The sequence below is a fragment of the Ancylomarina salipaludis genome, from assembly GCF_004122035.1.
GTDB lineage: Bacteria > Bacteroidota > Bacteroidia > Bacteroidales > Marinifilaceae > Ancylomarina > Ancylomarina salipaludis.
The window spans coordinates 1-24862 of sequence record NZ_SAXA01000020.1 but is presented as its reverse complement, the minus strand read 5'-3'; the positions used below and the strand labels follow the sequence as shown (position 1 = coordinate 24862).

At 37.9% G+C, this 24862-nt stretch carries 16 protein-coding genes; 14 read left to right on the top strand and 2 right to left on the bottom strand.

All coding sequences use genetic code 11. The annotated features are described in order from the left end of the window. Window positions 1–35: 35 nt before the first annotated feature. Window positions 36–806 (top strand): LytR/AlgR family response regulator transcription factor, encoded by a 771-nt coding sequence (locus tag EO244_RS15660; RefSeq protein ID WP_206734588.1) that lies wholly within the window; start codon window positions 36–38, stop codon window positions 804–806. A gap of 84 nt (window positions 807–890) precedes the next feature. On the opposite strand, the gene EO244_RS15655 is transcribed toward EO244_RS15660, so the two are convergent. Continuing rightward, window positions 891–1916: a transglutaminase domain-containing protein gene (locus EO244_RS15655; protein ID WP_129255630.1), complete on the bottom strand. Its 1026-nt coding sequence runs from the start codon at window positions 1914–1916 to the stop codon at window positions 891–893. A 396-nt stretch (window positions 1917–2312) separates the two neighbouring features. Here EO244_RS15655 and EO244_RS15650 point away from each other — a divergent pair, with 396 nt between their 5' ends. The 10 genes from EO244_RS15650 (at window position 2313) to EO244_RS15605 (ending at window position 19593) form a co-directional block, all read left to right on the top strand. Further along, on the top strand, window positions 2313–2867 hold the full coding sequence (locus EO244_RS15650; protein ID WP_129255629.1) for an RNA polymerase sigma factor: 555 nt from the start codon (window positions 2313–2315) through the stop codon (window positions 2865–2867). A 357-nt stretch (window positions 2868–3224) separates the two neighbouring features. After that, window positions 3225–4376 carry a FecR family protein gene (locus tag EO244_RS15645; protein ID WP_129255628.1) on the top strand — a complete coding sequence of 384 codons (1152 nt, stop codon included), beginning with the start codon at window positions 3225–3227 and terminating at the stop codon, window positions 4374–4376. An 84-nt stretch (window positions 4377–4460) separates the two neighbouring features. After that, complete coding sequence (locus tag EO244_RS15640) at window positions 4461–7997, top strand: SusC/RagA family TonB-linked outer membrane protein (protein WP_129255627.1); 3537 nt, start codon at window positions 4461–4463, stop codon at window positions 7995–7997. Window positions 7998–8007: 10 nt separating this feature from the next. Next, the gene (locus tag EO244_RS15635) at window positions 8008–9390 is read left to right on the top strand and encodes a RagB/SusD family nutrient uptake outer membrane protein (RefSeq protein ID WP_164977517.1); all 1383 of its coding nucleotides are present in this window, start codon (window positions 8008–8010) and stop codon (window positions 9388–9390) included. A 201-nt stretch (window positions 9391–9591) separates the two neighbouring features. Further along, on the top strand, window positions 9592–10923 hold the full coding sequence (locus EO244_RS15630; protein WP_129255625.1) for a TlpA family protein disulfide reductase: 1332 nt from the start codon (window positions 9592–9594) through the stop codon (window positions 10921–10923). A gap of 22 nt (window positions 10924–10945) precedes the next feature. After that, complete coding sequence (locus EO244_RS15625) at window positions 10946–11371, top strand: thioredoxin family protein (RefSeq protein ID WP_129255624.1); 426 nt, start codon at window positions 10946–10948, stop codon at window positions 11369–11371. A 346-nt stretch (window positions 11372–11717) separates the two neighbouring features. Next, on the top strand, window positions 11718–14201 hold the full coding sequence (hrpB, locus tag EO244_RS15620; protein WP_129255623.1) for an ATP-dependent helicase HrpB: 2484 nt from the start codon (window positions 11718–11720) through the stop codon (window positions 14199–14201). Between the two features lie 493 nt (window positions 14202–14694). After that, window positions 14695–15960 (top strand): PAS domain-containing sensor histidine kinase, encoded by a 1266-nt coding sequence (locus EO244_RS15615; protein WP_129255622.1) that lies wholly within the window; start codon window positions 14695–14697, stop codon window positions 15958–15960. A gap of 152 nt (window positions 15961–16112) precedes the next feature. Then, window positions 16113–18356 (top strand): peptidase U32 family protein, encoded by a 2244-nt coding sequence (locus EO244_RS15610; RefSeq protein ID WP_129255621.1) that lies wholly within the window; start codon window positions 16113–16115, stop codon window positions 18354–18356. Window positions 18357–18381: 25 nt separating this feature from the next. Next, entirely contained in the window at window positions 18382–19593 is a 1212-nt protein-coding gene (locus tag EO244_RS15605; RefSeq protein WP_129255620.1) for a BaiN/RdsA family NAD(P)/FAD-dependent oxidoreductase, read from the top strand. Window positions 19594–19672: 79 nt separating this feature from the next. Here the strand turns inward: EO244_RS15605 and EO244_RS15600 are convergent, their stop codons facing one another. After that, the gene (locus EO244_RS15600; RefSeq protein WP_164977516.1) at window positions 19673–20290 is read right to left on the bottom strand and encodes a Crp/Fnr family transcriptional regulator; all 618 of its coding nucleotides are present in this window, start codon (window positions 20288–20290) and stop codon (window positions 19673–19675) included. A 233-nt stretch (window positions 20291–20523) separates the two neighbouring features. Here EO244_RS15600 and EO244_RS15595 point away from each other — a divergent pair, with 233 nt between their 5' ends. The 3 genes from EO244_RS15595 to EO244_RS15585 all read left to right on the top strand — a co-directional run bounded on the left by EO244_RS15595 (window position 20524) and on the right by EO244_RS15585 (window position 24501). Next, window positions 20524–20985: an OsmC family protein gene (locus EO244_RS15595; RefSeq protein ID WP_129255618.1), complete on the top strand. Its 462-nt coding sequence runs from the start codon at window positions 20524–20526 to the stop codon at window positions 20983–20985. A 177-nt stretch (window positions 20986–21162) separates the two neighbouring features. Beyond that, entirely contained in the window at window positions 21163–22263 is a 1101-nt protein-coding gene (locus EO244_RS15590) for a methyltransferase (protein WP_206734587.1), read from the top strand. Between the two features lie 1233 nt (window positions 22264–23496). Next, a complete protein-coding gene (locus EO244_RS15585; protein WP_129255617.1) occupies window positions 23497–24501 on the top strand; it encodes a peptidase associated/transthyretin-like domain-containing protein in 1005 nt (334 codons plus the stop codon). Window positions 24502–24862 lie beyond the last annotated feature (361 nt).

The window sequence follows — 24862 nt, the reverse complement described above, 5'->3', positions numbered from 1 at the left end:
TTTCTTTTTACATTTGTAGACTAAATATTCGAGGTATGATTAGTGTTGCGATAGTAGAGGATGAGCATCTTGCAGCTCGTGAGTTGGGAAATAGCCTATTGAGCTTGCGGCCAGATGGAATAGACATCAAGGTTAAGCTTGAGAATGTGAGTCAGGCTGTGGCTTGGTTTTCTGAGAATGAGGTTGATCTTATCTTTATGGATGTTCATTTAGGTGATGGCAACAGCTTTTCTATATTCGAACAATTGGAACTGAAAACGCCTGTGATATTCACAACGGCCTACGATCAGTATGCTATTCAGGCTTTTAAACAGTGTAGTATCGATTACCTATTGAAACCTATTGATGAAGATGATTTGGAGCAGGCTCTTAATAAATATGATGATATGTTTGTTAAGCCAAAGTCGGTTGATATTGAATCTTTGCAAAATTCTCTGCAATCTATTATTGGTGGTCAAAAGTATCAGGAGCGTTTTATGGTAAGTCGTGGCGATCGTATTCTATCTCTGGATTTAGAACAAGTTTCATATTTTATGGCTGATGGAAAAGCCTGTTATCTTTTTAGTAAGGATGGAACTCGTTATTTGTTTGATGGGACTTTGGCAAACCTTGAAAAAAAACTAGATCCCAATATCTTTTTTAGGATCAATAGAAAATTCATCGTTAGTTATCCTTCCATAATAGATATGACTTACTATTCAAAGACGAGAATAAAATTGAATCTTAATCCGACTTGTGAGGAAGCAATGGATGCTATTGTTAGTCAGGATAGATGTTCGGAGTTTAAAAAATGGTTAAACCAATAAGTTTGTTTTTGACAAGCTATTAGGGGAAGAATAAAAAAAAGCTGAGTTTCCCCAGCCTTTTCAAATTCGTCTTAGTTATTCCGTTTAGATCTCTTTAAAAGAGAATGATTTTGTGTATGCAGCAGCTTGTCCGTCACACTCCACAATGGGGTAGACAAAAAAGTTGACAGCTCCTTTTGTGTAGCCTTTAAGAATTAAATCACGACCTTGAGTCATTTCCACACGATTGGCATCCAGATTTCCAAAATAGAAATTGGCTTTTTCAGGTGCTTTGTCAGCTTCTGAAATATCTACAGGAAGCCATGTCTTGTTTTGGTGATAGTCAGCCCAACAGTGGTAGCCCCCAATATTTCCTTTTTTCCCTTCAGGAATTGAAAAGCCAATATGAAAACGTGCAGGAACTTGTATGCTACGAGCCAAAGACATAAAGTAGGAATGGAAGTCTGTGCAATTACCCACAGATATGTCGCAGGCGTAATTTGAGTTCCCGTTTCCAAAAGTAAATTCTCCCGCAATTTTTGTGGTATTCAGATAAAGGGATACGACACTGTCCTTGCTAATGCCTTTTTTGATGGTAGCTGGTAAGCTGGCATAATAATGATCTGATGGATTTTGAGCTTTAGGTTTGCCATAATACATTTCATTCAAAACAAAATCGTAGACAGCCTTCATGTTTTCAGGTGAAAAATGGTTTGCTTTTACAATTGAATCGAATCGTCCGCCCACAGGAACCAAGCGGTTTGCATTTAGATATTGGTTTGTATTAACGCCATTAAATTTAGCAGCACTTCGTTGCTTTCTGTTCACATTAAAATGAATGTTAATGTCCGTTGCTTTGGTTAAACCTTCTTTTAAATCGGCATAAAAGTAAGTATTACCATGCTTCTCTTCAGTTTTAATTGAATAGGGGATTTCGGTATCAATACTTAGTTCGCTAATGTTTTGAATTTCGTTTGATTTGGGGATTGGAATCCAAACCTTCATATTTTTACCTGAATTGGCTTGCAGGCTCACTTTATAATTAAATTCAAAATTTCTTTCCGGTACTTTACTGCAACTGCTAAGCACAACTACAGCAAGAAATAACATCCATCTCATCCTTATCATCATTTTCTAATCTTTATTTAATTGGGACTTGATCCCATTTTTTTTAATCGTGCAAAAGTAACTTAAAGCTTTTGTCCTGCAAAGAAATAGCAAGTTTAAAAGATCATTGTGTCTTATTTGTATTAATGCATGATTATTAAATTTTATATTATAGTTATTTGTAAGCTGAATGTATGATTGTAAACTAGGATTAATTGGAATCAGCAGAATTGAGTATTGTGTTTTACCCTTAAAACAGCTTTTTGGATTCTCATTTTTTGGGTGAAGCATCTTATTAAAAGTCATATTTTCATTTTTTTTTAAGAGTTTAATGATTAAAGTGTATTTGATTAATAACAAGATATTATTCTAGTTGTTCAGATTTGGAAATTCCATTTCTATTTCTAATTTTGAGCTTTTATGGAGAATGATCGTTTGATGATAATGCAACTTCGCGAGGGTAACCGATTGGTGTTCAAAAAAATGTTTGATCAGTATTATCGACCACTTAGGGGGTTTGCTAAAAAATATATCGACGAAGATGCGACCAGCGATGACCTTGTGCAGGAAGCTTTTTTGGGTCTATGGCGAAGTCGTGAACAAATATCAGATTTTAGTGCCATAAAAAGTTATCTCTATACAGCAGTACGCAACAATTGCCTCAACCACCTTCGTCATGAGAAAGTGAAAAGCAAAAATCAATCAGAAATTCTGTCCTTGTCCACTGATGAGTATTTTGATGATGCCGTGATTGAAGAAGAGGTGTATGCTGAAGTTTATGAAGCAATAAAGGAATTGTCCCCACAATCACGTCGTATAGTAGTGATGAGCATGAATGGTTTATCGAATCCTGAAATTGCCGCGGAACTTGAGGTATCTGTAAATACCGTTAAGACTCTTAAAAAAAGAGCCTACCAATTTCTACGCGAACGCTTGAAAGGGGCACATTGGGTTCTATTCTTATTATTGAACTAAGTCGCTAACTAAAAAAAAGTATGGAGTACTAAGTACTTAACAACTAAAAATATTTTCCTTTAACTTTCCTCTTAAGATCCCGGTAAATATAGGGATGGGACAGCAATCCCGAAGCTTCCCATAGATTTGCATATTCATGGTAATGCTGCTGATATTTTTGAGTATAATCCATATTCAGTTTTTTTTCATTTTATATAAAAATTGTTGTTATTCAGGTTTCTGTGTGAACTGAATGCGTTATAAAGCTAGGTGTTTGGTACAATTTCTTTTAAAAAAGTCAACAATTGTTAAAAAAATACAAATATTCTGTCACCCTGTTTTAACGCAAGCGTTTCTTAGAGTTAAAATTCAGAGAAAATGCAGACACCAAATTATAAGATATCAAAATTGATAGTTCGTTATTTAAATGGACAACTAAATGATGAACAGGAACAGGAATTAAACCAATGGTTAGAAACGCCTCTGCATCGTAATCTTTTTGAAAAGATTGTAACTAAGGAGAATATTCTGAAGATGAGTTTTGAATATGATGGTTGCGATCTTGACAAAGCTTGGACTAAAATTGAAAAGCAGCTCTTAAATAAGCATTTGCTTCAGCATTGGCTCGCCTATGCTGCCATCCTTATTTTACCCATAGCTATAGGTTTTCTTATATTGACACAAAACCCACAATATGATGAGGTGATGACCGAAACAACAACTATTGTTCCCGGAAGCAGTCATGCTATTTTGTATTTTGCCAATGGTGATGTTGTCGATTTAAAGGTAGATACCTCTATGTTAATTCGCACCAAAGATCATTTGCTGGTGAGAAAGGATGATGAAAAACTATCCATTAATTCTGACAGTTTACTTTCTAATAAGCTGACCCGTTTAAACAAAATTGTTACCCCTATTGGAGGAGAATATCAGGTTGAATTGCCTGATGGGACAAAGGTTTGGTTAAATGCTGATTCATATTTGGAGTTTCCTTCAGTTTTTGCCGATAACCAGCGTAAAGTGATAGCCAAAGGAGAACTTTATTTTGATGTGGCTAAAGATGAGGCTAAACCTTTTATCGTTGAAAGTCAGGGAATGAATTTAAAAGTTCTGGGTACCGAATTTAATCTTCGCTCATATGCCGATGAAAACCAGGTGATTTCCACTCTTGTAGAAGGTAGTGTGGAAGTGAAAAATGCCCTGGGGGATGGCAGAATTTTGGTTCCGGGCAAGCAGGTTCATATTCAGAAATCAGATAATTCTATGCAGGTGTCTCAAGCCAATATTGAGTCTGTAATTGCATGGAAAAATGGACGGTTCATTTTTGATAACCGCCGTTTGGAAGATATCATGTACGATTTGGCTCGTTGGTATGATGTGAAAATATTCTTCGGGAATTCATCAGTTAAGGAAGCCCATTTTTCGGTTGATGTCTTACGTTATGGCGAAATTGAATCCATATTAAGCCTTATTGAAGGCACTGGTGATGCTTCTTTTGTTATAAAAGGTAATGTGATTACAGTGAACTAAAAAAGGGGATGCTACCAACATCCCCTCAAGTTAAATAAAGCGCAAGGACTAGTTGCGCCAAATAATAACCGATAATCCAAATTTATGAAAAAAAATCAAGTCTTCGGGCATTACAGAAGTTATGTCTGGAAAAAAACCTTAAGGGTTATGAAATTAACGACCATTATACTCTTTTGGGGAGTATTTAGCGTAGCGGCAGAAGGATTTTGTCAAGGGAATTCCATATCTATCAGAATGGAAAATTCCAGTTTGAAAGAAGTCTTTCAGGAACTGAAAGCTAATTCAACTTATACTTTTGTGTATAGCGAAAATGCAATTAAGGAGATTGAAGTGGATCAAATACAAGTTGAAGATGCTTCCCTTGAACAAATATTGGAGGCCTGTCTGAAGGATACAGGATTAGATTACTACATCGATAACCAGGTGGTGGTAATTCGTGAAAAAGCCCCGGAAGTCATTCAGAAACAGCAAGAAAAGAAGAGAGAGCTTAAAGGTCTTGTAACTGATGCAGGTGGGCATACCTTACCGGGCGTATCAGTTGTTGTAAAAGGAACCACTTTAGGTGTAGCCACTAATATCGATGGTCATTACAGCATTAAGATCCCTGAAGGTGGCTGTGTTCTGATTTTCTCATTTGTGGGTATGATTGCTCAGGAAATTGAGATTACAGATCAGGTCTTACAAAATGTGAGTTTAGTAGCCGATAAAAGTCAATTGAGTGAGGTTGTGGTAACGGGTTACCAAACCATATCTCGTGAGCGGGCTTCCGGGTCTTTTGTAACTATTGATGCTGAAGAGCTTCAGCTCAGAATTAGTGAGAACCTAAGTAAAAGTATTGAGGGCTTAGCCCCCGGACTGGTTACCTATGGCAATGAGTTGAGAGTGAGAGGGGTGAATAAATTATCCCGTCCAAGCACTGGAAATGATTCGGGTGTTGAGTCAGATTATCGTCCACTAATTGTGATAGATGGTTTTGCAACTTCTTCACTATCTCTTGATGATATCAATCCTGCTGATGTGGAGAGTATTAATGTATTGAAGGATGCAGCGGCAGCTTCGATTTACGGATCTCGTTCGGCAAATGGTGTTATTATTGTTACCACCAAAAAGGGGAAAAAAGGAAAGGCTCAGTTTAGTGCCTCGGTTGATTACAGATACGAAGGGAAACCCGATTTTGGTTACTACGATTATGCTAGTTCCAGTGAAGTGATTGATATGGAGATGGAATATTTAGCCAACTATGAAGAGTATCAAAATGATAAGATTGGTCGAATTACCGAATTGCGTAATGGTGGGTTTACACCTTCTCCTGCACTAGCATTGATGTATGCTGCCGAGATGGGTGAAATAACACAGGCAGAGGCCAATGCAGGTATTGATAAGCTGAGAAAGAATAACTATCACAACGATTTTAAGAAATTCATTCTGCAACCTAAGAAGCAGACTCAGGTCAATTTCAATGTTTCGCAGGGAACCGATTATTCCAATATGTTTTTATCTTTTAATTACGTGAAATGGAAAGGCGATGTGGATAATAATTCAAGTGATCAGTTGAGAATGAACATTAACAATCAATTGAATTTTCTTGACAATAAAGTGAAGTTGACTTATGGTATTAATGCCATATACAAGGAAAGTAAAAACACGTCGGTTAATGCGTGGGGGTATTCCAATAAACTTCCTTACGAATCCTTTGTCGATGATTTTGGTAATGCATCTACTTTTTTAAGAGCAGATGTTGGTGCCGACGATCAACAATTTATTGATGATCATGAAGGTCTGTTTTCCCTTGATTTTAATCTGCTCGATGAGTTAAAATTGAATAAGAACGAGAGTACTTCTCTTAATCTTCGTACCAACTTAGGTCTTAATGTTAAGCTGGCAAAGTGGTTGAACTATGATATGAAATTCTCATATGAAAAAACATATGATGAGACTGAGTATTTCGACTACCAGGAGTCAGAAAGTATGCGAAGAACCTTTAATAAAACCGCTCAAATTGAAGATGATGGATCAGTGTCCTTTGCCATTCCTGTTGGAGACACATACGAGAATAATAAGAGCCATTCCAATGAATACCTGTTCCGTAACCAGATTAATTTTAACAATGTTTTTGCCGAAGATCATCATGTGACCTTTTTGGCAGGAAATGAGATTCAGCAAATTAAGTCTAAGGCAGACAAGTATAAACTTTTTGGTTATGATGCTGAGTTAGATTCTCATATTCCTGTTGATGCCAAAGCTTTGGTTAATGGTTATTCGAGTTCTCAATTTGGGAATTACTCAGATCAGGTCACTTATTTGAAACATGCTAAAAGAAGATTTGCTTCTTTTTATAGCAATCTGGGTTACTCTTTCCAAAATAAATACAATTTTACAGCCAGTATTCGTTATGACCTTTCTAATCTTTTTGGACAATCTGCAGAATATTTGTATCGTCCATTGTGGTCGGTGGGAGCCAGTTGGAATTTAACAGAAGAGTCTTTTATTAACTTGGAATGGTTGAACAGGTTGAAATTACGTGCCACTTATGGTATCAATGGTAATATACCAACCACCGAAACGGCACATTTGGTTGCTTTCTATGGCAATTCCAGACTGACTAACCAGACTACAGGACGAATATACAACCCTGCAAACCCTAACTTACGCTGGGAGCGTACCTCCACTAAAAATATTGGTGTCGACTTTTCAGTTTTGAACAATCGTTTATCAGGATCATTTGATTATTACAAGCGCTTTAGCGACGATTTGATTTCAAATACTAAACTCGATCCTACCTATGGTTTCGAATATATGTATTTGAATAATGGTGAAATGGAAAATAGGGGGGTCGAGATCGCTTTAAGCGGCCTGATTATTAAACAAAAATATTTTTCATGGCAAGCAGCTTTAAGTTTCTCTCATAATAAAAATGAAGTGGTCGATGTTGATATCACACCCAATTCATATAAGGATTATTTAACTTCCAATCCGATGTTTGAGGTTGGTAATTCTTACTATTCTATTTACGGTTATAAATATGCTGGCCTAAATGCAGAAGGACAACCGATGGTCTATAATGCCGAGGGTGAAGCTGTTTATGAAGACTTACAGGATTTGGACGCCATTAAAGAGCTGGGGGTTAAACAACCTGTCTATAGTGGATCATTAAGAAATTCATTTAGCTACAAAGGATTCAGCCTTTCGGCACTGATGATTTTTCATGGAGGTCATTTGATGTCAGCATGGAAATCGCCATCAAGAGCTTATGGCAATTTTGGTGAAGGTGCATCGGGGCAGTATTATAAAGAAATTACTAAACGTTGGAGAAAGCCAGGCGATGAACTCATTACCGATGTGCCAAGAAGTACTTTCGAAGCAGACAGGGGAGATGGATTCCGGGGTAGATTATGGAATTATGCCGATAGAAACTTTGTTGATGCCTCTTTTATTAAGCTCAGAAACCTGAGCTTGTCGTACAATCTTCCTGAGAAATACTTGTCAAAAATTGGAGCCAAATCAGTGGCATTCAGTTTCCAGGTGGATAACGCGTGGTATTGGGCTGCTAACAACCAGGGCAAAGACCCTGAAGGCTTAACAACAGCTTCGTATATGTTTGGTCTTAATGTTAAATTTTAAAGAAATTGAAATGAAAAATAAAATATTATTGTCATTGTTTTCTATAGTGCTGCTTTTTTCAGTAACATCTTGTGAAGACTATGTTACGATTCAACCCACGGGCGTATTAATTCCTAAAACAGTTGCCGACTTTGAGCCCTTGTTGGAAGATGAAATATATATGACTCTATATGATAAGTCTCAGCAGGTGAGTTTTGTACATGAAAATTACAGTCGTAAGGATTTGTTGGTAGAAGGGAATTATAGAACCATAAATTATTACTGGGACGAAACAGGTGATCGTTCAGAAACCTTTTTGGAAGATACAGGTTATGGCTATTATTATAGACGTATTTTCTATTGCAATACCATACTGGAAGCAGATATTATAACAGAAACACTTGCCGAAGAGGAGCAGAAGAAGGCATTATTGGCTAAGGCAAGGATTTTAAGAGCTTATAATTATTTCGATTTGATAAATAAGTATGCCAAAGCTTACCATCCTGAAACTGCAGGTACCGATGGCGGTATTTTAGTGAAATTAACAGCCGACATGGAAGTCAAACCAAGGCAGTTTACCGTAAAGGAAACTTACGATCAGATTCTTGAGGACTGTCTTCTTGCAGTTGATGATTTAAAAGAGGAAACGCTTAACTATATACATCCCAATAAGGCCTTTGGCTATGGTTTTTTGGCTCGTGTTTATTTGCATATGCACAAATATGATCTGGCATTGGAAGCCGCCGAGAAATCATTAGCTCTTAACGATTACATTTACGATTGGGTCAACTTTTATGAGACTAATAAGAATATCCCCAGATATAAATGGCCTGAAGTTGAGTTTGAGAGTCAGGAAAATTTATTTTGGGCAGAAGGGCTTTCTGAGTTTGGCTTAAGGTACACATGGCTTTATGAGACTCATATGGAAAAATATGAAGCTGCAGATACTCGTGCTCTTGTTAACTTTGAACCTTTTCCTTATTTCGGAGAACCCATGTACTACTTTTCACGGTCGGATAATACCAACGTAGGGGGGATGAAATCGACAGAGGTTCGTATGATCAGAGCTGAACTGAATGCCAGGAAAGGAAATCTGGCCAAGGCCATGGAAGATGTGAATGCTTTAAGAGCAAAGCGCATTCTTACTGCTGACTTTGTTCCTTTGACGGCTGCAACAACTCAGGAAGCTATGGATATTATTTTAAGTGAAAAAGAAAAAGAATTCTTTGCTACGGGTATTCGATATGCTGATTTAAAGCGACTGAATACAGAGCCTGAATATGCCCGTATTTTAACTGATCATGTACATGATAAATCTCTTTCTTTGGCACCGGATTCCCACCTATGGGTTTTCCCGTTTGCGTTTTCTGCTTTAGAAAAGAACGATGCATTGCAACAGAATACACCACGATAGCTTATCAATATTATAAAATCCTTTTTCTAAGGGTTTATTTCAAGCACATTTTATAAAAAGATTAATAGTCCGGTTCCGATTATGTCGGAGCCAGACTCTAATCTCTTATGTCAATTTTCATGGTATTGTGTAGTTGTTATTGATTTGTAAATCAGTAGTGAAGTTGCCATGGATTATTGTGACCACAAAAAATATTAACCAATGAATAAAATTAGCATTTTTTTAATCCTCGCTAGTCTTTGGGCTAGCTCATGTGGCACGAAGCCAAACAAAAGAGAAGTGATTATTGAGGGAATAAATCTCTCAGGCAATACCACTGAAATTTTTAATGTTGCGAATGGTAAGTTAGAAACGATTGGGATGCAAAAAAGAAATGATGGCGTGTTTTTCTTTAAGCTGGCTTGTGATAAACCAGCCATAATCAACCTGGGAAAAGAGGGATATGCCCGTGTCTTTGTAAAGCCTGGCGACCATTTGAAAGTAGAGCTGAGAGATAATCATTTTCAGGTTAAAGAAGATAATTATAAAGAGAATCAGCTCTTAAGTGTATGGTATGAAACACTTAAGCAGCTTAAAGATACAGCTAGTCATGCAAGAACGACTTATAAAGAGTTTTTTCCTTTTGTTGAATCATGGCTAAACTCAAAAGAGTACAAAAGTATTGATAACTATGGATTGGATGCCGACTTTGTGAGTATTTTCCAAAAAATGCAAAAAAATGATTTTGAGCATACTTTGATGCGATTTTTACTAACAGGGCGCTCTGTTCATCCTGATATGAAAAAACTGCCTTCTTATTACGATGAAATAATTAAAGAGGATAAATTTATTGATGCATCTGTATACTTGTATGACAAGGGTGATGATTATTTACACGCTTATTTAACTTATTTGTTCTTAAAAGGGAAGTATAACAAAAAGGAGGATGTTCTTGTACAACAAATGAGATATGTTGCAGATGATACGCTTTGTAGTTTCCTGACAATGGGATATTTGGGTCGATTAAAAGGCATGAGTTTAAAACTTGCAGCAGACAAATATGGGAAACACCTTGTTATGAAAGAACACAAAGAAATCCTTGAGAAAATGTTAAGAGTTGAAGGAATGCATCTGGTTGGAAATCCGGGGCTCAACTTTTCTTATCCGAATATTGATGGTGTAAAAACATCATTAAGCGACTTAAAAGGGAAAGTTGTCGTTGTTGATATTTGGGCTACCTGGTGTGCCCCTTGTAAAAAGGAAGCACCGTATTTTCATGAGTTGGAAAAAAAATATCATGGGAAAGATGTGGCATTTATATCAATATCTCTCGATGAGAATAAAGAAGCATGGGAAGAATATATTAAAAGAAAGAAGCCTGAAGGTATTCAGCTTCACGCCCCAAAGGCCTTTTCTTCCGATATAGCAAAGGAATATAAAATAAATGCCATACCAAGATTTATGGTGTTCGATAAGGAAGGGAAAGTTGTGTCTGTTGAAGCCCCACGTCCTTCTGACAGTATTCTGAAAGAAATGATTGACTCATTACTTTAACCAAACATTTAAATATAGAACTATGAAATATATTATAAGCCTGATTTTCATTATGTGTGCAGCGACCATTGGATTTGCACAAGATAATGAAGGGATACAATTTCAGAATATTAGTATAGACAAGGCTTTTGATGCAGCGAAAAAGGAAAATAAACTGGTGTTTGTCGATTATTCTACAGTAGGCTGTAAACCTTGTAAACAAATGGAGATAGAGATTTTTGTTTTACCCGAAGTAGCTGAAGTAGTAAACGAAAATTTTGTTTCGGTAAAGATAGATCCAATAAAAAATAAGGCGGAAGAAAAGAGAGCTAGGGAAGAATATGGTGTTACTGGATTTCCAACATTTATATTTTTAAATTCCGAAGGAAAGGTCCTTAAAGATTATAGTGGCTATCAGAATAAAGAGGAATTTCTCACGCTGGTGAAAGAAGTATTGATATTAAAATAATAAATACATAGGACATTTTTTTAGTTAGTTGAATTAGGGCTGAGGGGGATTGATATAAATGATTTATTGATCAACTCTCAGTCCTTATAGGGGTATGGTGAAATTATAACAAACGGACTTATACTGTGTAGATAAACCACTTCTAAACTGCACTGCCCCCAAATGGTGTCTAACTTCCTGGGGTTCAGTACAAACTGGAGGTGGTTTATTATATTTTATAATATCGATTGCATATTTGGAAGTCCATTGTAAAACTGAGCTATTTGACTTCAAACTTCACGAATGACGCATTTTTATTAAATTTGCAGCGCAAAAAGCACTTATGATTTAATAAAAGCCTTTCAACTTGACTTTCGATCCCTTCAATATAGATTTACCTGTTAAAGAAATTATTTCAGAAACCAGAGAACATCTGAAACAAAAGAATACCCTTATCATTTCAGCACCTCCTGGTGCCGGGAAAAGTACCTTATTGCCATTGGCTTTGATGGAAGAAGTCTGGTTGAAAGGACAGAAGATCCTGATGTTGGAGCCCAGAAGGTTGGCTGCTAAAAGTATTGCCATGCGTATGGCTTCTCTTTTAGGTGAGGAAGTAGGTCAAAGCATTGGTTATCGTATTCGTTTTGAAAAGAGGATTTCAAAGGCGACTCGCATCGAGGTGCTCACCGAAGGAATACTCACAAGAATGTTGCAGTCCGATAATGCCCTAGAGGGGGTGGGATTGGTCATTTTCGATGAGATTCACGAACGAAGTCTGCATGCTGATTTGGCTTTGGCTTTGTGTCGGGAAGCGCAGGACGTTTTGCGACCCGATTTGCGCATCATGCTGATGTCCGCTACGATTAACAGTAGTGAACTTAGTGATCGCCTGCAAGCTGAAGTGATCGAAAGTAAAGGGCGACAGTATCCCGTTGAATTGATTTACACCGAAGCTTGCGATCTGAGATTATTACCGGAAATCACAGCGCATACGCTTGTAAGGGCAGTAAAGGAACAATCGGGGGATACGCTTGTTTTTTTACCTGGTGAGGGTGAAATTCGAAAATGTGAAGCCTTGCTTAAGGCGCAGTTTCCCGATTTCATGATCTATCCCTTATATGGGATGTTATCGGGGAATCAACAGCAGGCCGCTATTATGCCCGATAGACAGGGACGAAGAAAAATTGTGTTGGCAACAGCTATTGCCGAAACCAGTTTGACTATTGAGGGAATTAAAACCGTGGTTGATTGCGGGTTTAGCCGGGTGTCCCGATTCGATCCCAAGACAGGATTATCTCGTTTGGAGACAATTGAGATATCAAAAGATTCTGCCGATCAGCGAGCCGGACGAGCCGGACGATTAGGCCCTGGTGTGTGTTATCGCATGTGGCCATTAGCCACGCATAATCGATTGAAAAAACATCGTGTGCCAGAGATTTTGGAAGCCGATCTGAGTAGCCTGGTTTTGGAGATGGCAGCCTGGGGTGTTGAGGACATACAAGAACTTACATGGTTGAGTCAACCACCTTTAGGAGCGTTAGCATTGGCAAGCGATAGTTTGCACGAACTTGAGGCTCTGGATAATAATAAAATTACTGAACACGGACGTCAGATTCAGAAATTGCCCTGTCATCCACGAATTGCGCATATGCTCCTTAAGGCTAAGGAAGAAGATTTGTTGCCACTTGCTACAGATTTAGCGGCCCTTTTGGAAGAGCGGGATCCTTTGCCTCGTGAAACAGGTATCGATATCAATTTGAGAATAGAGGCTCTGCGTCGTCATCGCAAGGGAGACAGAACCTTAAAGTCATTGAATAAGATTGAAAAAGTTGCGGCCTCTTATCGACAGCTTTTTGATATAAAAGCTGGAAACGGACCTGTTGATCCTTATGAAACGGGTGTGATTTTGGTGCAGGCTTATCCCGAGCGAATTGCTCATGCCAGTCCGGGAACCAATGCCCGTTTTATGATGGCAAATGGCAAGCAAGCCATGGCCAGTCATAAAGACGATTTGGCTTATGAGCCTTGGTTGGCCATTGCCCATGTGGATGATCGCGAGCATGGGGGAAAGATTTTTATGGCATCGGCTCTTAATCCGCAAGACTTGGCTCCATTGGTTAAGGATCGGGAAAATATTGTTTGGGATACGCGCAAAGGCGGACTCATTGCCAACAAGGAGCTGAGAATCGGGCGTATTGTTTTGCAATCGAAGCCGCTTCGGAATCCGGATGAGGAGCAGCTTGTGTCAGTTATATCAAAAGCGATTGAAAAGGAGGGAAGTACATTATTGAACTTTAGTCCTGAGTTTACCCAATGGCAAAATCGGGTGTTGAGTTTGCGAACATGGCAGCCCGATGCTGAATGGCCCGATGTGAGTACTGCTAATTTGTTGAAAAACAATATGGATTGGTTAAGCCCTTATTTATCTAATATTCGAAGGTCCGAAGATTTGGCTAAGATCGATTTGGAAGAAGTCTTGCAAAACCATTTGCCTTGGGAAAAACAGACTGAATTGGATCAACTTGCTCCCAAACATATAGGTGTTCCCAGTGGTTCAAAAATCCGATTGCAGTATCAAGCCAATGGGGAGGCTCCCATATTGGCTGTTCGTATTCAGGAGGTGTTTGGTCTGTCCGAAAACCCGAAGGTGAATCAGGGACAAGTGTCGGTATTGATGCATTTGTTATCGCCAGCATCACGTCCCATTCAGATTACTTCAGATTTACCAAACTTTTGGGAAAATACCTATTTCGAAGTGCGTAAGGAATTGCGTATACGCTATGCAAAGCACTATTGGCCTGAAAATCCTTATGAAGCTGAGGCAATAAGAGGGGTAAAAAGGAAGTCTTAGTTTTTTAATTAGAATTTGTGATGTTATTTTAATTTATTCTATATAAGGGGGCTGCTTATCTGTAGTTAATGCCAGCTTTCATTTAAATTAATCTAAATAATAGTATTGGTATTGTTTCGGAAAATTTGTTGACTTTGAAGCTTAAGTTAAAGTTGCTAACTTTTTTTTTGATTAGTAGAAGAAGCTTTAACTGTTTCATAAACTATAGTTTTATTCATGATTATTCCTATGAATAGGTCATTGGGTACTATTTTATTGATAATAATATTGTTTTAAATTTCGCGTACTAATAAAAAAATAGTATTGTGAATAATAATATTTTAAATAGGTTGTTTTTAGTTTATTGGGGATTGCTTAAGCAATACCAATAGAGCCGATAGTCTTTGCTTGGTCTTTTTTTATGTCGTATATTTAATAATCTTGAAACAAAAATAACTATTGATACTTGTGAAAAAGCGTTAATCTCAATCTATATATTTTCTCAGCACTATATATGAAACCCCAAGCAAAATCAAATAAAGGTGCAGTTGATTTATTGGCTAAGGCCAATATAGATCCATCTGTGATAAATTTGATTGAAGAGAAACATCGGCGAATTGAAGAAGTTCTGGAGCATGAGCGCCAATTATATCTTGATTTAGCTAACTCTCAACCCACAGGAGTTTATCGATTACGTATCTCGAATTATAAAAAAATTGATGAAACTAGATTTCATAGTACAACTGATGCGCCCTATATTATTGAGTTTGCCAATACGCGATTCTGCGAAATTTTGAATGTTTGTTTTGAACAATTTCAGAGAGATCCGGGTATTATAAACAATCTTGTATTTGAGTCAGATAGGGAAAGGTTTATTCAGAAGAACATTGAGGCAAACCGAAATCTTAATCCATTTATTTGGGAAGGCCGCTTACTTGTAAGTAACGAGATTATTTGGGTACATTTTGAATCAACTCCCAGGTTGTTAGCCAATGGTGACGTGGTCTGGACAGGAGTCCTTTTTGATATTACCAAACGCAAAAAGAAACAGCAAGACATTCAAGAGAAAAATAAACAATTACATATTTTAAATGCTCAAAAGGACAAATTTTTTTCAATAATAGCTCATGATTTAAAAAGTCCCTTTAATGCGATTGTGGGTTTTACTAAGATCTTAATTGAAGAGATAAAGCTTAAAAATATCGAGGGCATTGAAAAATATGCTGAGATTGTTTTGGATTCGTCCAATTTAGCTTTTGATTTATTAACCAATTTGATGGATTGGGCTCGATCTCAAACCGGGCGAATGGTTTATAAACCAGTAGCGTTTGATTTTCTGGATTTGACTAAAGAAACGGTTTCGGTTTTTGCATGTATAGCCAAGGGAAAGAATATCAGAATAAATATGGATTTTGATTCAAAACTGCCGGTTTGTGCCGATTATTCCATGATTTCAACGGTTTTAAGAAATCTGATTTCAAATGCCATTAAATTTACTCGTAGTGGTGGTTCTGTGAGTGTAAAGGCCGAGCAACTTGCCCATCATCTTAAAGTTATTGTTAAAGATACGGGTGTTGGTATGTCTGAAGACGTTATCCCAAAACTTTTTAGAATTGATGAAAAACATTCGACCTCGGGCACTCAAGATGAGCAGGGGACAGGTTTGGGTTTAATTCTTTGCAAAGACTTTGTTGAGAAGCATGGTGGACAAATCTGGGTAGAAAGTTTAAAAGATGTTGGTTCCAGTTTTATTTTTACGCTCAAGACGCTATCGCTTTAATCTGAATTGAATTCGGTGTCCGTTTTATCTCCTGCATTTTAAGATTTTCATTTTTCTTAAAACAGATTAATTGCCTTACTTTTGACAGCTAATAGTCAGGATAGGGCAATCTTTCATTTGTATAGCTCTGTTTGAGTTTATATATTTTGATAGTGGAGAGGAAAATAGAATTACTTGCGCCGGGTGGCGATGTTGATGCCATAAAAGCAGCCATACTTGCCGGGGCAAATGCAATATACTGTGGTTTGGATAAGTTTAATGCCCGAAACCGTGCTGCCAATATTAGTTTGGACGATTTGCAAGGGATTCTGCGGCTGGCCCATCAGCACGATTGTGAGATATTTATTACCCTTAATATTCTGATTGTTGAGAATGAGATCCCAGCATTGATTAAGCTTTTAAATAAGTTAGCGAATACCCGCATCGATGGGGTGATTGTTCAGGATTTGGGTATGCTTTATCTTTTGAATAAGTATTTCACAACTATTGATGTGCATGCATCCACGCAGATGACGACACACAATAGGGGGCAGATTAAATTTTTAAGTGAACAGCATGTATCGAGAGTAAATCTGTCAAGAGAATTAAGTCTTGCTGAAATCAAAGATTTGACCCGCTATGCTCAGGATAATCAGGTTTTGACTGAGGTTTTTGTTCATGGTTCCAATTGTATTGCCTTTTCAGGAATCTGTTATATCAGTTCGGTTCATGGTGGGAATTCGGGAAACAGGGGGCGTTGCAGTCAGCCTTGTCGCGATTCTTATATGAGAACAGCAGCAGGAAAAGATTACCCGCTTAACCTGAAAGATAATTCAGCCTATTTCGATTTGAAAGAACTTTATGAGGCTGGCGTTTATTCTTTAAAAATTGAGGGACGAATTAAGAAAGCCGACTACGTTTATACGGTTGTGGATGCCTGGAATAAAAATATTCAAGCTTTGTATAGGCATGAAAACAAAGCTGCTGATAATAGCGCTTTGTATAAGGTTTTTAATCGCGATTTTTCAAATACTTACCTCAAGGGAGACATCAGTAAGGATATGTTTATTGATAACCCTCGCGATCATTCCATTCAGCATTTATCGGTAGCGAATATGTTTGCCAGCCCAGATAAGCTGGAAGAGGCACACCTGGCTTTGTACGAGGAAAAGGAAGCGATGAAGCGATCAGTGGAGAATAAAATTAAAGCTGTATGTGCAGAGAAGGCAGCGCTTCGTATTTATTTTTTCGGCAATTATAATGAGCCTTTGAAAGTTGAAATTCAAACGCCCGACAGCTCTTTTGAACTATTGTCGGGACTGCCTCTTGAGAGAAAAGAAGGCGAGAGGCTGAATGAGGCTATGGCTCTGAAACGCTTTAAAGCACTAAATGAAACGGAATATTTTATTGAGAAGCTGGATTTGGAAGCTTTGGACGAAGGCTTGTTTATTCCGTTTAAGGAATTGACCTCTTTGAAAAACCGGGCTTTATTTTTGTTGAATGGATCGAAAGCGATTATCGAACCTGTTAAGCTAACCAAACTAAAAACAGTAAGTCGAAATATAGAGAAAGCCAAACTATCAATTTTAATCTCATCAGCCGATGATTTGCACTTGCTTGAAACGAGTTCTGCAGATTTCTATTTTCAATTGCCCAATCGATTTAAGCATCGTTTTGATGATTATCTGGACCTTTTCAGAAAGAATAGCAGCTTGATTCCCTGGTTTCCTTCGGTGATAATTGGTGATGATTATGAGATGGCCTTGCAGTTTCTCGATCGGCTAAAACCTCAGAGGCTTGTTACTGATAATACGGGTATTGCTTATGAGGCTTTTAAGAGAGGAATTGCCTGGCTAGCTGGCCCTCAAATGAATTTGACGAATTCGTACAGTCTTTTGAGTTTGAAAGAGAATTTGAATGGTTCCGGCGCTTTTATATCCAATGAACTCAATAGAAATCAGATTAAGCAAATCAACTGTCCCGAAAATTTCGAATTGCATTATAGCATCTACCATCCCATTGTCTTAATGACCAGCAGGCAATGTCTTTTTCATCAGGTGACGGGTTGTGAGAAAAACCGGGTAGATGCAAGCTGTATTCAGAATTGTGAAAAGACATCTACGATTACTAACATGAAAAAGGATTCCTTTTTTATAGAGAAGAGTAAGGGGAATTATCACAAGATTTATAATGCTTCAAATTTTTTGAATACAGATATTGTGAAAGATTTACCTCATCGGTTTTCAAGTTATTTGATTGATTTAAGAGATGTTGAAACAGAAAGCCACATAACAATTGATAAATCAAAATTGATTCAACTCTTTGAAAGGATGATTAATGGGGATGCCATTTCAGAGCAGATGCTTCATCAGTCAATTGAAACGACAACTTGTGTTCAGTATAAAAAAGGAATTTAGTAAGCCTCAATAAAAATAGAAAGATATGCGAATCGGAATAATAGGAGGGGGAGCAGCAGGTTTCTTTTCAGCCATAGCCGCCAAGGAAAATTATCCGGAGGCAAAGGTGGTGATTATCGAAAAATCAAGACAGCTTTTATCCAAAGTTAAAATATCGGGAGGTGGCAGATGCAATCTGACTAATGCCTGCGATCCGCAAGACTTGTATCAGGCTTATCCCCGAGGCGGGCGAAGTCTGAAAAAAGCCTTTCATCTGTTTAATAACGAGGATTGTGTTGAATGGTTCGAATCACGAGGAGTGCCTTTGGTTACTCAGGACGACAATTGTATTTTTCCCGTTTCTCAGGATTCCCAGAGTATTATCGATTGCTTCCTGAAGGAATGTAAACGCTTGGGCGTTGAGATTCAAAAGGGTTTGGCTGTAAAATCGATTAAGCCCCTTGGTGAGAAATTCGAATTGGTTTTTGATACAGACAATGTGCTTTCGGGAATCTTTGATAAACTTATTGTAACAACCGGGGGCTCGCCAAAACGAAATGGCTTGGAGTGGTTGGAAGTTTTGGGGCATAAGATTGAAGATCCGGTTCCATCACTTTTTACGTTTAATATGCCGAATGAATCGGTGACCAAACTTATGGGGATAGTGGTGGAGAAGGCTTTGGTATCGCTTCCGGGAACCAAATTGAAATCAGAAGGACCTTTGCTGATTACCCACTGGGGGATGAGCGGACCGGCGATTTTAAAGCTATCGGCTTTTGGAGCTAGAATTTTAAGTGAAAAGAACTACGATTTTAATATTCTTGTGAATTGGGTAAACCAAGCCTCGAATGATGCCGTTATCGCTGATTTAAATACGATTATTAAAGAAAATACCAATAAGATTCTAGCCAATTACAGACCCTATGCTCTACCCGACAGACTTTGGCAATTTTTACTGGAAAAAGGAAATTTACCATCCGACAAAAGGTGGGGAGAACTGGGTAAGAAAGGCATCAATAAATTACTAAACCTGTTGACAAATGACGAGTATGCCGTAAAAGGTAAAACGACTTTTAGAGACGAATTTGTCACCTGCGGTGGGGTGAGTCTTAAAAGTGTGGATATGGCAAGCATGCAATCCAAAAAATGTAAGAACCTTTATTTTGCTGGCGAAGTCCTGGATATCGATGCCATTACAGGAGGTTATAATTTACAAGCTGCCTGGTCAACTGGCTTTTTGGCGGGGCAATTGAAGTAAATTAAGTCATTTGTGATTGCAGGTTTTAAGCCACCGTGTGAAAACTCATAATTCATAACTCTTAATTTTGAATTATGAATTAGCCATTCTTAATGATCAACTCAAGACTTTCGGGTTTGAGAAGGCTAACGGATTTATCCTTAAGATGAATAATGCCATCGTTATGAAATTTAGCCAGTGTGTTTATGGCACTTTCCTTCGAACAACCAGCCAATGAGGCTAATCCTACACGCGTAACAGGTAAGGTATAGGTGTTGCTCTTATAAATCTCTTTAAATTCCTTTAGAATCATAGCCAGTGAGCCTTCAACATTTTTGCTGGCTATACGACTTGTTCGGTGCATAATGTCATTGGTGAGCGACGACATATGGCGCATGAGTCTTAGAGCAAATTCCCCGTTTTCTTTAATCAGGTTTAAAAAGAGATCCATATCAATCATTCGTATGGTGGTGTCTTCCAAAGCGACTGCTGAAAAATCGAGATTACGGCATGCAAAACTGCACATGATGCCTACAAAGGAATCACTGCTTAATAGTTTTAAAGTGGAGAGTTTTGAATCATTGGTGACATCGAGTTTAGCCAAACCTTTTTCAATATAGAGGATGTGCGATGCCACGAAACCTTGTTTAATGATGGTTTCTCCTTTGGCAAACCGGAGTATGCTGGTGGATTTTTCCACCAAACTTTTTTGATTCATTGTTAAGGATTCAAAACAATCTTTAGCACTAATCGATTGATGGTCGGCACAATATCCGCTAGTTTGATATTCAAAATTCATGACGTGTATTTATCTCAATTAAAATCACATTAAAATTTGATGTGAAATTGCATCAAATATAGTGAATCTATGCTTCTTTCGATTGTTTTATAGTTAATGAAGATCCTGCATTTTTGTGTTATTAAATATTTAAACAACTAAACCTATATAAGATGTCAGATTTAAAATTCAGAGTAAAAGCACATAGCGAGAATGCAACCAAAACAGTCGTAAAAGCAAGAGGTTTTGAGATCATTATTGATGAACCTGCTGATTTGGGAGGAACAGATCAGGGGGCAAATCCTGTTGAATACATTTTGGCAGCATTTTGCGGATGTATCAATGTGATGGCTCACGTTATTGCCAAGGAGATGAACATTGAATTGCGTTCCCTTAAGATTAAAATGGCCGGAGAGCTTAATCCCAATCGTCTGTTTGGAACATCCTTTGACGACAGAGCAGGTTATAAGGGAATTGAAGTGTCAATCGAACCCGATTGTGACGCTTCGCCTGAGGTTTTGGCTAAATGGCTGGAGGCTATCGAAGACAGATGTCCTGTTTCGGATAACCTGAGAAATATAACTCCGGTAAGTTTAAAGCTTAAAAAGAAAAAGCTTGCTGAAGCTATGGCTTAATGAATGATGTATTTGAGCTGTCATCCTTAGGGTGGCAGCTTTTTTTTATTGTTTTGACGATTATTATCATGAGTAATAAGATTTAGACTAGCTTTGTGTTAGAATTAAACAAAAAGCAGAGCATTTCATTTTGTAAGTGTTCTTGTTGGATCTTATCTGTTTCTAATAATCACAATCATGTCAAAGCAAGCATCAGCGATCGAAATGATCGTTTCAGGAAAAAGCATTCAGATAGATCGTCCCAATCCCATAGTGGATGTTGATGTGTTGGCATACAAACGTCGAATGGATCCCTTGGATGCTGTAGATGCTTTGATAGAAGGGGATTATGTTCTGATTGTTGATTACTTTAGCAGTGGACTGATCGTACTGAATGCGCTTAAGGCTTATCTGAAAAAGGCATATCCCGATCAGTCTTTTCAGGGACAACGCGATTACCGGGCCAGGTTTCGTGAACTCTCTCACCGCCTGTTGCTCTTGGTTAGTAACAACAAGCTCACGGTCAGAAAAGCACCGGAAATTGGCTGGTTAAAAAGTCTGTATCCCGATATGGATGAGTTTTTATTGCCCTTTCCACAGGTGCAAGGTTTAAACAGTTCCTGGCAATGGCATGAGAAAGGCATTTTTATTCCGGTTTTAGGTCGCAAGATTCGTCCTTTCTTCGGAACTTATTTTCCTACGCGATTCGAGCATCTCATCCTTTTCGACAAGTGGTTGAAACAGTATGTGGGTGAAAAGAAATCAGCTATTGATGTTGGAATTGGTAGTGGTGTTCTTTCTCTGCAAATGTTAAAACAGGGTTTCGGAAAACTTTATGGCACCGATACCAACCCCAATGCCATTGCAGGTGTCAACGAAGAGTTGAAACGCTACGGATTGGATGCCAAAGTGGAGCTGATGCACGGGGATCTGTTTGCTGATTGCTCCGAAAAAACCGAACTGATTGTTTTTAATCCGCCCTGGCTGCCTGCTTCCCATAATTTGGAAGGGATTGATATGGCGATTTATTACGATGAGCAATTGTTTCCCCGTTTTTTTGCTGAAGCCATTAAGCACTTAAAGCCCGGAGGCAGAGTGACATTGTTGTTTTCCAATATGATCGAAATCACGCATAAGGATGCCGAACACCCAATCAAAAAAGAACTAGCCGAAGGCGGACGATTTCAGAAAGAACTGCTCTTGCACAAGGGTGTGAAAGCCGCCTCGAATAAAACCCAACGAAACCAGAACTGGCGTGCTGAAGAGCAGGTGGAGTTGTGGGTGTTGAAAATGATTTAGTTCTACTGCCAAATTTTTGTTGCAAGTCCAAAATGTACCGTCATGCTCTGACTATAAGTAAGCTGTAAATGTCATGCTCTGACTAAATGGTGCAAATCCAAGCTTGTTGTTCTACTAAAGTTTCCCCCTTCCTGTTTCTGAACCGCCGCATCGAGTGGAGTTTAAATGCTGAATATCGAGTGGAGCCGAGATGTAGCCAAATAAGGAGAAAGTCTGGCAAGCTCTGCTTGACGGGGAGATGCTTTATTCAAACCACCTCTCTTTCTTTCCTCAAGTATTCCTGCTTGGGAAGCACCAGGCATCATGGATTTATCTTTTATCTCTCATACCATTTTGAATTCAATCCCGATTGTTCGTTTTTGAATAAATCTTCAAAGACCTGTTTATTAGTGCTTTTTATCTCCATTATTTAGGCCAGTCGAAATACAACAAAACAACTGATAAAAAATAGCCTTTGCAGCTCATATTCTGAATGGCTTGGATTATCTGGCGTTTTGCTTACTTGTGAACGACTTGCTTTGTTTGATGAATCGCATTTATTTTGGGATGAATGAATTTTTTATTTGGAGAATAACGAAATTATTCTTTAACTTAGCTTTACAGTTCAACCACAAGAACATCTTGGATTACAGATCACAAGACTGAAAGTGAGTCTGTATTTACCCTCTGAATACTTTTGAGACGCCTAAGTCGAAGTATTTCATATTTGCTGAATCTCTCTGCACGATTTTGTTCGTTGCCAGCAATTTTCTTTAAAATTCCATTCATATGAATTAAAACGATTTATTCAGGATGCTTTCTATTCATTTTTTGAAGCCAGCTGATTAAGATTTTAAATCAAATGATTAGGCTCTGAGAGGAGCTGACGCAATTTTGAAAGCAAGTAATTTAAATTTTAAAGCAGGTTTTGTGTTTCTGAAAGCAAGTAATTCAATTTTTAAAGCAGGTTTTGTGTTTCTGGAAGCAAGTAATTTAAATTTTAAAGCAGGTTTTGTATTTCTGGAAGCAAGTAATTCAAATTTTAAAGCAGGTTTTGTGTTTCTGAAAGCAAGTGATTCAAATTTTAAAGCAACAAATCTAAATTTTAGAGGGGCTAATTCAATTTTGAATAGAAGTGCAAAAAAGCTTTGAATAAGAAAGCAAAAGTAAAATTTAAAGCAAGACAGTTGTTTACACAAGCCTAAGCTGATCTCAGACAGCTTAGCTTAAGATGATTAAATCTGGCTGTGTCAGATGAGTTTATTATTAATCAAGCAGTGTGAACCAAATCGTGATACATCCTTTGATTTAGTCGTACTGCATAAATTCAAAATGATGAATACAAATGATCAATTAAAATTAGATTCTTATCAGGAGGTTGAACAAGTTCTTAATTTAAACAGTAGTGTTTACGAATCGGATGCACCCACCAAAGAAGAGGTGACGAGGTTTACAGGATACAAAATCGGCCTTTTTAAGCTTGCCGAAAAAATGAATGCTCCGGCTGACTGGCTCATTGTGAATAAAAAGGAGATTAAAAACAAATTGATTGCCAGTTTATTTCCTTTCTCCAATAACCTGGTTTGTTTTGCCAATAGTAATGGGGATACCTCAATCCTCGAACAAGTTGATATTTCGAAATCGGTATTGGCTGGTTTGAGCGAGGTAAACTTAATTCAATACACCGAGTCGTGCATCAAGATTGCTCAGGATAACCTGGCTCAATTGAATGATTATGCCATTACTCAGGAAAGTATTATCAGCTTGCAAACCGATTTAGGAGACTTTCTTAAGAACCGAACCGATCGTTTAATTCTGATGGAAGATAAAAAGACATCTAATAAGGCTTTTAACGATCTTAAGAAAAAAACCAATCAGTTTTTAAAAACAGTGCTCGATCGAAGTATTGAAAGATACCGTCAGTCGCATCCCGACTTTGTGAACCATTATTTTGCGGCCCGACAAACAGCCAAGGGAATTCAACACCCTTACGAACTGATGGGATATCTGACCGATGAGGCCAATGGACAAATTATTGGAGAGGGGAAAGTCTTTGCTGAGGAGTTAGGCTTAAGCACAGCCATTAGCCCAACAGGAAGCTTCAGATTTAAATCATTCCCTAAGGGCGATCACAGACTTCGAATTGAATCGATTGGCTACAAGACCCTATATGTGCCAATCCGACGCTTCGAATCAAGGCCATGTAAGCTGTACATTAGTATGCAGGCTGTGCCTCTGTTGGAACCCAACTCCATTTAAAAAACAACAAGTTGCTTTCTAATTCGACAGTTCAGTGGTTGAACTATAATTAGAAAGAGCTTGACTAAGCTGTGGTTAGAGAGCCACAGCTTTTTTTGTATCCTGGCTTTATGAAGCAAAGCCTAAATATTCTCCTCCTTTTTTGGGAGGAGAAATAGTCAACTTGTCTTTTATAAAGCTTTGAATAGTTTCCCCTCCTTATTTTGAGGAGGGGTGGCTTGCGAAGCAAGACGGTGAAGTTGCTACATTTATACGGACAGTGAGTTAAGATATAGAATATTAATAATTTATATCTTAGATTATGGAAAAAGAAAGACGAAAATTTAGTAGAGAGTTTAAATTGAATGCTGTTGAGTTAAGT